Origin of the sequence: Occallatibacter gabretensis (assembly GCF_001449115.1) — a bacterium.
In the GTDB taxonomy this organism is placed as follows: Bacteria; Acidobacteriota; Terriglobia; order Terriglobales; family Acidobacteriaceae; genus Telmatobacter; species Telmatobacter gabretensis.
The window spans coordinates 560,011-571,759 of the sequence record NZ_LAIJ01000009.1; the positions used below are offsets into that span (position 1 = coordinate 560,011).

Annotated in this window: 7 protein-coding genes; 3 read left to right on the forward strand and 4 right to left on the reverse strand. The window is 58.7% G+C overall.

The annotated features are described in order from the left end of the window. Entirely contained in the window at positions 1-2,739 is a 2,739-nt protein-coding gene (locus VO84_RS08655) for an ABC transporter permease (RefSeq protein ID WP_058187262.1), read from the reverse strand. 9 nt (positions 2,740-2,748) lie between these two features. Next, positions 2,749-3,078, reverse strand: coding sequence for a PadR family transcriptional regulator (locus tag VO84_RS08660; RefSeq protein ID WP_058188666.1), 330 nt, complete (start codon positions 3,076-3,078; stop codon positions 2,749-2,751). Between the two features lie 174 nt (positions 3,079-3,252). Here VO84_RS08660 and VO84_RS08665 point away from each other — a divergent pair, with 174 nt between their 5' ends. Continuing rightward, positions 3,253-5,688, forward strand: coding sequence for an ABC transporter permease (locus VO84_RS08665; RefSeq protein WP_058187263.1), 2,436 nt, complete (start codon positions 3,253-3,255; stop codon positions 5,686-5,688). A 6-nt stretch (positions 5,689-5,694) separates the two neighbouring features. Here VO84_RS08665 and VO84_RS08670 read toward each other — a convergent pair whose 3' ends face one another. Continuing rightward, the gene (locus VO84_RS08670) at positions 5,695-9,237 is read right to left on the reverse strand and encodes a glycosyl hydrolase 2 galactose-binding domain-containing protein (RefSeq protein WP_058187264.1); all 3,543 of its coding nucleotides are present in this window, start codon (positions 9,235-9,237) and stop codon (positions 5,695-5,697) included. Positions 9,238-9,331: 94 nt separating this feature from the next. Next, positions 9,332-9,877: an RNA polymerase sigma factor gene (locus VO84_RS08675; protein ID WP_058187265.1), complete on the reverse strand. Its 546-nt coding sequence runs from the start codon at positions 9,875-9,877 to the stop codon at positions 9,332-9,334. Positions 9,878-10,230: 353 nt separating this feature from the next. Here VO84_RS08675 and VO84_RS08680 point away from each other — a divergent pair, with 353 nt between their 5' ends. Both VO84_RS08680 and VO84_RS08685 read left to right on the forward strand, forming a co-directional pair. Next, a complete protein-coding gene (locus tag VO84_RS08680; RefSeq protein WP_269431407.1) occupies positions 10,231-11,034 on the forward strand; it encodes an SDR family NAD(P)-dependent oxidoreductase in 804 nt (267 codons plus the stop codon). Between the two features lie 93 nt (positions 11,035-11,127). Further along, entirely contained in the window at positions 11,128-11,730 is a 603-nt protein-coding gene (locus tag VO84_RS08685) for a TetR/AcrR family transcriptional regulator (RefSeq protein WP_058187267.1), read from the forward strand. Positions 11,731-11,749: the final 19 nt, after the last annotated feature.

The following is an 11,749-nucleotide window of genomic DNA, read 5'->3' on the forward strand; positions in this document are numbered from 1 at the left end:
CTACTCCGTCCGCAGCGCCTTCGACGGGTCGATACTCGCTGCGCGCCGTGCTGGAACAAATGCCGCCACCGCAGCCACCACGCAAATCGCAAGCACGCCGGAGACATACACCACGGGATCGACAATGGAGACGCCGAAAAGCTGGCTCCTCACTGCGCGCGCGGTCAGCAGTGCAATGGGGATCGTGACGCCCACTGCGCACCCGGCCAGGATCAGCGTCTCGCGCAAAATCAGCTGCACCACTGTTCCACGCTGCGCACCCAGAGCCATCCGAATGCCAATTTCTCGCGTGCGCTGTGCTGTCGAATAAGCCAGGATGCCATAGAGCCCAATCCCCGTCAGCAGCGCGGCAATTCCTCCAAAGATCGCAGCCAGCCACGCCATTGCACGCTGGTCCTGAATGCTCCCGTCAATCGCCTGCGTCATCGGCTTGATGTCATTCACAATCAGCTTGGGATCGATATTCGCCACAGCTGCGCGAATCCCGTTTGCAGCCGTCTGCGGCGCCTGCCACGTTCGCACATAGTAGGTAAGCCCCGCGGCTCTGCTCTGCTGCAGATAGTGCATATAGCAGGTCGGAGCTGCAGGATCGCGCACGCTGGCATGCTTCACGTCTCCCACCACGCCCACAACCACTGTATCCACAGACGCGCGGTTTTTGTTGCCGGGGCGATTCACATGTTGTCCCAGCGCGGCCTGCGCATTCGCAAAGTAATGCTTCACAAAACTTTCATTCACTACGGAAACCTTTTGCGATGTCGCCGTATCGCCGGCATTCAACATGCGCCCGGCAATCAGCGGAACACCCAGCGACTCGAGGTACCCGCTGCTGACCCACGGCAGCTCCACGTCATACTCCTCGTTCGGCTTCGCCTTATAACCGCTCACCTCTACGTCGCCCTCGACACCGTCGCCGACCAGATCCTCGTCGTTCGTGGCGCCCACTGCGCGTACGCCCGGCAGTGCGGCAATCGCATCCAGCGCGCGCTGCTCCACAGGCGCTACGCCCGAAGCCGGATAGCCTGCTATCGCCGGAGCCAGGTTGAATGCAAGCAGGTGCTCGGTCTCATAGCCCGGGTTCACGCTGCGCAGATTCTGAATCGTCCGCACAAACATCCCCGCGCCCACAAGCAGCAGCAGGCTGAATCCAATCTGCAGCGCCACACAGGTCTTGCCGAATCGCAGTGAACTTCCCTTGCCCGTTCCGGCCTGTTGCTTCAGTGAGTCTACGAGCCGCGGATTCCAGAACTGGATTGCAGGCGCAAGGCTGAACACAAGGCTGCCAATCAATGTTGCTGCCGCCGTAAACGCAAAGACGCGCCAATCCAGCGTCGCCGTAAATATCTGCTCGCCGTCGCTGCCATGTGCGAGCCAGCGGATCAGCATCGCGAGTGCTGCCGGAGCAGACGCTAATCCTAGCCCCGCTCCAAAGATGCCCAGCAGCAGCCCCTCGCACAAAAGCTGCCGCAGAATCTGCCCGTTCGTCGCACCGAGCGCATAGCGAACGCTGAACTCGCGCACGCGGTTCGCCGCGCGCACCAGCAGGAGGCTCGCCACATTCACCACTGCCATCACGATCACCAGGAGAACCATCCCCATGATGATCGTCAGAGGCGTCTTCAGATCGTCGCGCATTGGCGAAAATCCTCGCGCTCCGGCGTCCACATTCAGATGCGCTGCATCGATAAACGCCTTTCGAGTACTCTCGGTTGTATCCGCAAGCGTCGGAAACTCTATTCTGCGCTCCGATAGAAAAAGCGCATTCAATGAAGCCGTCGCCTGCTGCAACGTAATCCCTGGCCGCAGCCGGCCCGCCAGCGTGATCCAGTATGACTTGCGATCATTCAACATGTCCCACTCTGGCTGCACCGTGCGCTGCATCGTGATGGGCACATAGACATCCGGCATGCGGCCCCACACCGCGCTGTGAAAGCCTGGCGCGGCCACGCCGACAATCGTGAATGGCGTTCCATTCACCAGCAGCGTCTGGCCTTCCACCGGTGCTTCTGCCAGATGAGTCTTCCAGTAATCAAAATTCAGCACAGCAACGGGATTCGCGCCCGGCGCGCTCTCATCGCTCGCCACAAACAGGCGTCCCAACGCAGGCCGCACGCCCAACGTCTCAAAATAATTCCCACTCACCATCTCAGAGGAGACAGCCTCAGAGCGGTTGTTCCATGTAACACCTACACCCGCAGGCACAGAAGCAATCAATCCGCTCAGCGCCGTGTTCTTGTCGCTCAGGTCGCGATACATCGGATACGAAAACTCGTGCACATGGCCTTCGTCGCTGCCGCCCTCGGAGTGGTGATGGCCGTAGAACGACCCCGCAAAGCTCAACACCACCAACTCATCCGGTCTGCTCACAGGCAGCGCACGCAGCAGCGCCTGGTTCAACAGGCTGAAGATCGTCGTGTTCGCGCAGATCGCAATCGCCAGCGTCAGAATCGCAATCAAGCTCAGCCCGTAATTGCGCGCCAGTCCGCGAAACGCAAAGCGCACATCGCGCAGAAGCAGTTCCAGTGACCATGAGGGACGCTCTTCGCGGCACCGCTCACGCGCGCGCTCGCGCCCGCCGAAGGCAATCGCCGCCTGCCGCCGCGCCTCTTCCGTGCTCATGCCTGCGGCAAGATTCGCCTCCACTTCCCGCTCCATGTGGAAGCCGATCTCTTCATCCACTTCCTCGCGCTGCTTGCTACCAAAGAAAAATCGCACTCGGGACCAAAGCTCGTTCAACATACGTACTCCTTATATCTCCGCCAACACCAGGTTCACCGCGCCGGCCAGTCGCTGCCAGTTTTCCAGCTCCGCTACCAGCTGCTTCTTGCCCGCAATCGTCAGGGAGTAAAACCGCGCCTTGCGATTGTTCTCACTAGCGCCCCACTGCGCCTTGATCCACCCTCGATACTCCAGCCGGTGCAGCGCGGGATACAACGACCCCTGCCCCACTTGCAATACGTTCTTCGAGACCTGTTGGATCCGCAATGCAATCGCCCACCCATGCTGCGGCTCATTCACAATAGCCTTCAAAATCAGCATGTCCAGCGTTCCCTGTAATAGATCAGCAGTCTGCGGCATTCTCTCCCCTTGACGTTCGACAAAAGAATACGTGTCTCTCTTGTCGAACGTCAAGGGGGAAACATGCGGACCATTCTCCTTATTTCCTTCCATCCTTCACTTTTTACGGAACCTGCGCCCGCGTCCATTCGTATCCCTCCACGACAGCGGAAAATTGCGCTTCAAGGGGGAATCATGACTGCTGACCTGCGGCTCGCCCTGCGTCAACTGCGGAAATCGCCCGGCTTTGCCCTCACCGCCATCTTCACGCTCGCTCTTGCCATCGGCGCCAACGCCATCGTCTTCAGCGTGCTCAATGCGCTCATTCTGCGCCCGCTCAATGTGCCGCATGCCGAAAACCTATATATGGTGGAGCGCGGAACCGGCTCCGACAGCTCGCCCTCGCAGTCTTATCCCGATTACCGCGACCTTCGAGACCAGAACCACGGCTTCGAGCAGCTCGCAACCTACGACATCATGGGCGGCGTTGGCCTGGACACCGGCAGCGGAAAGCCCGCCGTGGTATGGCCATACATGGTCAGCGCCAATTACTTTGATGCTCTCGGCATTCAGCCCTATCTTGGCCGCTTCATCCACGCATCTGAGGAGCACGGCAAGAACAGCGTGCAGGAAGTGGTGCTCAGCTACTCCCTTTGGCACAGCTACTTTAACGGCGATCCCTCCATCATCGGCCGCACTGTGCAGCTCAACAAGCATCCATTCGCCGTCGTCGGCGTTGCTCCAAAGGATTTTCGCGGTACAGAGCTGTTTTTCGCGCCCGATCTTTGGGCGCCTATCGTGAACAAGGGCCAGATCACCGACTGGAATAGCTTTGAAGAGCGCGGCAGTCACTCCTCCTGGGTCATGGGCCATCTCAAACCCGGCGTCACGCCCGAAGCCGCAACATCCGATCTCAACACCATTGCCGCTTCGCTGGCTAAGGCATACCCCAAGGCGGACGACGGCCTCAAGTTCATCCTCACGCATCCGGGTCTCGCCGGAAACACCCTGGGCAAGCCTACGCGCGCGTTCATGGCGGGACTTATGCTTCTCGCAGGCCTTATTCTGCTCGCCGCCTGCGCCAATCTCGGCAGCCTCTTCACCGCGCGTGCGGCTGACCGCTCGCGTGAAATCGCCATCCGCATGGCTCTTGGATCGCGCCGCAAGCTTATCTTCCGTCAGCTGCTCACGGAGGCCGTTCTTGTTTCACTCGCTGGAGGCGCGCTGGGCATGGCCGCTGCCGTCGCCATTCTGCGCCTTCTCAGCACCTGGCGGCCCATCCCGAACATACCCATCAATGTTCCGGTCAATCCCGACGCCACCACTTACGCGCTCGCTGTCTTCCTCGCCATCTTTAGCGGCTTGCTGTTCGGCATCGTTCCTATCCGCCAGATCCTCCGCAGCGATCCATGGCAAATCATCCGCGCAGGCGGAGCCACCACCGGCGCAGCGCGCCGCATCAGCCTGCGCGACATCCTCCTCGTTCTGCAAATCGCTATTTGCGCTGTTCTCGTCACGGCATCGCTCGTCGCCGTGCGCGGGCTGGCCCGCTCGCTTGAAAGCAGCTATGGCATTCAGCCCGCCGGCGTTGTGCTCGCTAGAACGGATTTGAAAATGGCCGGCTATGAGCGCGAGCAGTGGACTACCATGCAGAAAAAGATGCTCGATGCCGCCGCAGCCGTTCCCGGTGTCACCTCGGTCGGATTCGCAGACAGGCTACCGCTCAGCATTGGAGGCAACGACTCCGACATCTACGCTGACTCCACAAGCGACTTTCGACCCACAAATTCCGTTGCCGATGCACAGCAATTCGATGTCTCTCCCGATTATTTCTCCGCCGCCGGCACGGCGCTGCTGGCAGGCCGCAGCTTCACAATGAATGACATCGATCCCAACCCACTCGTCGGCGTCATTAACAAGCAATTCGCCATCAAGGTCTTCGGCTCCGTCGATAAGGCCATCGGCAGTCACTTCAAAATGTGGGGAGGAAGCGCGCGCGTCCTCATCGTCGGCGTTGTTGAAGACGGCAAGTACCAGACCCTCACTGAAGATCCCAAGCCGGCAATGTTCTTCTCTTTCCTGCAGCAGCGCGGCCCGGACACCTGGCTTGTTGTTCGCTCGCAGCACTCGTCCGGTGAGATCGCGCCTGCACTTGCGCGCGCCATGCACAGCCTCGATCCCACCATGCCGATCGAAATCGAGACATGGAATAACGAGCTCGATTCCGCACTTTTCGCCGCTCGCGTCGCTACCGTTTCTCTCGGTGTGCTCGGCGTGCTCGGAGCTATGCTTGCCATCACTGGCATCTTTGGCATGGCCTCTTACACCGTCTCCAAGCGCCTTCGCGAGTTCGGCATCCGCATCGCACTCGGAGCGAATCAGCGCAAGGTGCTTGGCGCAGCGCTCGGCCGCGCCTTCCGTCTTCTCGCCATCGGCTCCATCGCGGGGATCGTCCTCGGCCTACTCGCTACACGCGTGCTCGCCTTTATCGTGTATCAGGCCACGCCGCGCGACCCCTTCATCCTTGGCGGCGTCGTCCTCGCCATGCTTGGCATCGGCCTTCTGGCCGCGTTCATCCCCGCTCGCCGCGCTCTCGCCGTCGATCCTATGATTCTTCTACGCGAAGAATGAGCCTGTTCACTTGGTCGTGCTCACGTTGAACCCGCTCACCACCACGCGAGGCCGCTCGCCGCGCGTGTCCGCATCCTCAAGTTCAATGTGAATGGTCCGGCTCTCGCCCGGCATCAGCGCAATGTAGTTGTCGTCATAAATCGCCGGAGCAATCACGTCGCCGGTCTTTGCGCGCACTGCCTTCACACGAACCATCAATGCCGGTGTCTGGGATGCATTCCGCAGTTCCGTGTCAATTGTCCACATCTGTCGAGCTTGTGTTATGCGCGTGCGCTCACTCAGCTGCGCGGGCGCTAATGTGCGAATGCCGGTGAAGTCCTCCTCCACTCCGCCATAGAGATAGAAATTGCTGCTCACCGTTTTACCGCCGCGCATTAGCGTCAAGCGGATGAACCGCAGCGTGCCTTGCGAAGCTGCCAGATATTGCATCTTTATCGGCGCAGATGTTGAGTCTTCCGCGCTGTCCAGTGTTGCTGAACTCTGCCATAGCACGCCGCCATCCGGTCCAAGTATCTCGGCATGGGCCGTGAGGCCCGTCTGAGCACCCGCGTTGTAATTCACTACTTCCACTGTGTCGTCGTTTGCATTCCACTGGATGTGCAGAGGTTCAGCAGCTTTCTTCGCGGCATAATAGGCGGCATCGGTGTCAAAGAAGTAGTCGTACGTCTGCCACAAAATCGACGGCCATGCCGGATGGCTCATCCAGATCAACAGTCCGTAGCGATGATTGCTCTGACTCTCGAACATTCCGCGGTAACTGTTGTAGTCGACAAACTGCGCCAGGCTCGTCCATTCTTCAAGCGTCTTTGCGCCGCCGTAGTTCTTCGTAATCTGCGCGGCAAAGGGGTTTTCGTCATGAAAATCATGCAGCGGCCACTCTCTGCTCTGTGGCCATAATCCTTCTTCTGAGATCGTGTGCCGCAGTATCTCCAGCTCCGGCACATTCGGCGACCCAATCTCGCTGTGCATCTTCTTCGGCGCATTGGCAAAGTACATCCTCAGCGGTTCCACGCGATACGGCCCATGCCCACTCACCGGACCATCGGCAGAGCTTGAGATGTAATGCGAACCCGGGGACAGTTCTGCAGTCATGCTGCGCAATCCATCATCGATCTGCTGTGGAGGAAAACCTTCATTACGCCCGCAGAACAGGCCCAACGAAGCATGGTTGCGAATCCGCAGCAGGTAATCGCGCGCCACAGTCAGAAAGAAATCGTTATGATCCGGGTTCGGGCCATCCCACGGATTCGCCAGCCAGAAGTCCTGCCACACTACGATGCCGAACCTGTCCGCAGCATCGTAAAAAGCCTCATCGCCGGTCTGCCCCACCCAGTTGCGTACCATGTTGAAGTGCTGATCGCGGTGATAACGCATTGCCGTGTCATACTCGCGTGCGCGGTAGCGCAGCATTGACTCTGGAAATCCCCAGTTGCCGCCTCGCGCAATAAAGCGCCTTCCGTTGATCCAGATGCGCAGGATTTCTCCATCTTCAGAGTAGGCGAACTGCCGGATGCCCGCCTTGAACGATTTCGTGTCGGAGATTTTTCCGCCTTCGATAAACGTGAGCTTGACGGGATAGAGATTTGGATCGCCATACCCCACCGGCCACCAAAGCTTCGGATTCGCAATATGCAGCGCTGGGTACGCTGCAGGATTCAGCTCAACATTTTTCGCAGAAGAAGCATCAAGCGTCACAGGCGAATCAACCGTAATCGCTCCAAACTGCGCGCGCAGCGTGCCGCTCACCGAATGCGCCTCCAGGTTGCGCACAGTTGCCTGAATCGTCACATCGGCCTGCGATATATCGGGCAGCGGCAGCTTGCTCGTCACGAGCGGATTTTCAATCGTCACACCTCCCGATGTCGTCAGCGTCACGTCGCTCCAGATGCCCGTGTCGCGTCCGCGAATTGTCGATATCCAGTCCCATCCCGCCGATGCGTGATACGTCGGATTGTCGCGTCCGAGTGCCCCGCCGTTCAGCGTGCGCCCCGCTTTGTCTTTCGTGCTGCCTGGGTTGTCGACATGCAGAATCCGCACTGCCAGCGCATTCTCCGCTCCGGGATGAATCAACGCAGTCACATCAAAGCGTCCGCGCATGTAGCCGCCATCGATGCGTCCCACGTGCTGTCCGTTCAGATATACCTCGGCTTTCCAGTTGATGCCGTCGAAGTTCAGCCAGTAATGTTTTCCAGCCTGCTTAGCGCCCGCGACGGTAAATTCATCGCGATACCAGAAGTCCGCACAGAAGTACGAATCCGAGATTGCGTATTGATTGCTGCCAAAATCAGGATTCGGAATCGCGCCATCGTTCAGATAGCTGGTCAGCACCGTACCGGGAACCGTGGCAACCATCCACTCCTTGTCCGTGAAGCCTGCCTTCGAAAGCTGCTCGCCGCTCTCGCTCAACTGCGAAGCGCGCTGCAAGCGCCACCTTCCAGCTGCGAGCCGCAGTGTGCCGTCCTGCTGGACGACAGCAGACTGCTTGGCCGCAGGCACAACACCGCCGTGTCCCCATACTTCCAGTTCACTCAAGATGTAGCGGTCATTTGGCTCAGCCGGTCTTGTCATGTGTACGCGAACCCATCGCGCATGGGCCGCATTGGCAAGATGCATGTCGTCGCTCGTCAACGCCTGTAACGTACGCCACTCTTTCCCATCATCGGAGATCTGGATCTCGCCCTCAGCCGCGCGGCGAATCCAGTCAAGCTTGATGCGGTCAAAGGCGCAAACCGCGCCAAGATCCACGCTCACCCATTCCTCACCGCTGCCCGCGCTCATCCATGCGCTTGAAAAAACATCCGGACCCGCAACACGCACTTCGCTTCCGTTATGGAAGAGCGTAATTTCCGCAACGCCAACGGAAGCGACTCCGGGAATAGAAACCGCTACGCGATATGAACGAAAATTCACCGCTGCCTGGAATGGAACCGTCTTCTGGAAGCTGGCAAAGGAATCCTTCTCACCGAAATCCGTTCCGTGATACGCAGCTACCTTCTCCCATGTGGTCTTGTCGTTGGACCCGGTAATCGTGATATCCCATCCCGCCGCAGGCACAGGCGCATTGATCTTGCGCAGAGATACGTCAGCGCGATCAATCGTCGGTGCTGCACCGGCACCTTCAAGATCAAACTCCACCCACGGCGACGAACCAGAGACCGTAACGGAGGAAACCGGATTGCCATCCAGGAAAAGTTCGCGCTCGCTCTTGGGCAGCTCGCCCGCCCTGCTGGTGGAAGCGGTGATCCAGCTCGGCAATGCAGTTTCCTTGATGCCGTCCGTCACAAGCTGCGCCGTCAGGTTGTAATCGTAGGCGCTCGACTGATACGCGGGCCTGTGCAGCGCAAGATTCCGGTACGCGCCAACCGGCGCAGCCACAAGCGCCGGGCCGTCATACTGCTTGGGATCCCCGGGATACACCCCGAGACCGCGTGTATAGGCGTGCGTCGAAGCTTGCTGGGCAGCCAGAAAAGAGGCGGAACAAACCACAAAGGAGGCAAAGCGCAGAACAGCGGCAACTCTCAACGGAATCTCCAGATACAGCGCAGTCATCACTAACAAGAGCCACACCAGTCTCTATTGGAGATCCCACAGCGGTCAATTCCAGGCCGGATTTCGATCACACGCGGACCTGCACTGGCGGCGTCTAAACCCGATGTTTCTTGCAGGTGCAGTTCAGGCAGCCGTGCTCCGCGCAGGTCGCGCATGTTTGCATAAGCTGCTTACGCAGCGCCGCACGCGCACGGTGGATACGCACCCCGGCGTTGGACGTAGAAAGTTTGTGCTGCTGCGCAAAATCCTGCAGACGCTGCTCTCCCAGATCGACAGCATGCAAGACCTCAGAATACTCAGGCTTGAGGCCGTTGAGGATTCCATGCAGGCAGGCGCAGACCTCGTTATGAAGGTCCGGGGATGGCTGGGCCGCCGTCTCCAGCTCGCGTGTCCAGGCCTCAAGAGCTTTGTTCGTAGACACCCGCCGCCGGTAACTATCAATCACAGCATTGCGAAGTAAGCGGTAGAACCAGCCGATAGCCGATTCGCTCGGCTCAAAGTCATCCTGGTGCTCAAAGGCGCGGAGATACGCTGTCTGGAGAATGTCCTCTGCAAGCTCCGAGTCCAGAACACGGCGCTGCACGAACGCGAGAAATTGTCTCCGCTGGGCGAGTAACTGATCGAGAGTTGTCTCAGGCATAAAGATATTAAGGCGGGAGGTCTCAGCCTCCCACCCGGTTTGATGTAGAAACGACTAGCTACGCTTCTTGCAGGCGCAGATCACGCATTCGCAGTTGGGACCACAAGGGCAGTTCAGGCATTTCATGATGTTTCTCCTTGGACGCCGATAAGCGTCTGTCTTATAAACGCAGCACCCCGTGATTTCTTACACCCCACCGTGCCCAGTGCAGATTTTTACGAGGAAACAGGTTGCTCCACCACCATAACCTGCTTCGGGTGCAAAAACAGGTGGTAAGTTTTTGAATCACTAGACCGACTGGTCTACTCTCATAAATATGCCGCCGTTGAGGCGCCATTCAAAAGGAGATCAGCATGTCCAACAGCAAAGGTACCGCCCTTATCACCGGCGCTTCCACGGGAATTGGAGCCGTTTACGCCAACCGTCTTGCCAAACGTGGTTATGACCTTATTCTCGTTGCGCGCAGCAAAGACAAACTTGACGAAGTTGCAAAACAGATCGAATCAAGCACTGGCCGCAAGGCAGAGACTGTGCAAGCGGATCTCTCCGTCACCGCTGACGTCAAGCGAATCGCAGACCGCCTCACTTCAGACACTTCCATCACCGCGTTTGTGAACAATGCAGGAGTGGCCGCCGCCACTCCATTGCTGGCGACTGACCCGGATGTCCACGATCAGATCATCCAGATCAACGTAACAGCCTTTACCCGGCTCGCGGTTGCGGCTGCATCCAGCTTTGTGAAGCGCTCCAGCGGCCTCATCATCAACATCGGCTCTGTTGTGGCGCTTGCGCCGGAGCAACTAAACGGTGTGTACAGCGCCAGCAAGGGCTATGTACAGAACCTCAGCATCGCGCTGAAGAAAGAGCTCGCAGGTAAGGGTGTTACTCTCCAGCTCGTGCTGCCTGGAGCAACTGCAACCCCACTCTGGGATAAAGCCGGCGTGCCCGCACACACGCTTCCGGCGCACATTGTGATGACCACGGACGACATGGTCGACGCCTCTCTCTCCGGGCTTGATCAGGGTGAGTTTGTCACAATCCCGGCACTGCCCGAGTCTGCGGATTTCGATGCCTATGAGAAGGCGCGTCTCGCTCTTGCGCCAAACCTATCGCGCAACACGCCAGCCGCACGCTATGGCGTGGGAGCCCGCAAATAAGAGCAGCCGCACATCGCGCCATTACGATAAGAATGCTGGCCTTCACGCGCATGCGTGAGGGCCGCACTCTTCCACAAGAAGGAGAGGCCAGTCATGCAGCCCACGGAGACAACAGCCGCCAGCCCCACACGCGCCCACCTGATCAAGGTAGGGCTCGAACTGATGCGCAAGCATGGCTACGGCGCTACCGGCCTCCAGGAGATTCTGCATTCGGCAGGAGTGCCCAAAGGCTCGTTTTACCATCACTTCAGCAGCAAAGAAGAGTTTGCTGCCGCAGTGCTGGAACTTTACGGCACGCTCAACGCGGAACACTGCCACGCGGTATTGGGGAACACACGCCAGGCGCCGCTCAAGCGGCTGCGACGCTACTTCGAAGACCTCATTCGAATGGCAGGGCAATCGTCGGCAACTCCAGGATGCCTCGTCGGTAACCTCAGCCTGGAGGTCGCAGCAGTCAGCCCGCTATTGCAAGGGCGGTTGAGTTCCGGCTTCGCGCGCTGGCAGTCCGATGTCTCAGCTGTACTGCGGGAAGCTATTGAGAAAGGCGATCTGCCAAGATCCTCAAAGCCGGAGCCTCTTGCCGGCTTTGTACTTAACAGCTGGGAAGGCGCGCTGCTTCGTTCTCAAGCCGACAAGAGCGATGCTCCGCTGAAGGATTTTCTGCATTTCGTGTTCAACGATCTGCTCGCGAAGTAAGAACGAACTCGTCCGTTCT

Excerpts from the sequence above, each read along its gene's own strand:
- VO84_RS08680 (WP_269431407.1), top strand. The coding sequence starts at position 10,231 with ATGTCCAACAGCAAAGGTACCGCCCTTATCACCGGCGCTTCCACGGGA.
- VO84_RS08665 (WP_058187263.1), top strand. The coding sequence starts at position 3,253 with ATGACTGCTGACCTGCGGCTCGCCCTGCGTCAACTGCGGAAATCGCCC.
- VO84_RS08660 (WP_058188666.1), bottom strand. The coding sequence starts at position 3,078 with ATGCCGCAGACTGCTGATCTATTACAGGGAACGCTGGACATGCTGATT.
- VO84_RS08655 (WP_058187262.1), bottom strand. The coding sequence starts at position 2,739 with ATGTTGAACGAGCTTTGGTCCCGAGTGCGATTTTTCTTTGGTAGCAAG.
- VO84_RS08685 (WP_058187267.1), top strand. The coding sequence starts at position 11,128 with ATGCAGCCCACGGAGACAACAGCCGCCAGCCCCACACGCGCCCACCTG.
- VO84_RS08670 (WP_058187264.1), bottom strand. The coding sequence starts at position 9,237 with ATGACTGCGCTGTATCTGGAGATTCCGTTGAGAGTTGCCGCTGTTCTG.
- VO84_RS08675 (WP_058187265.1), bottom strand. The coding sequence starts at position 9,877 with ATGCCTGAGACAACTCTCGATCAGTTACTCGCCCAGCGGAGACAATTT.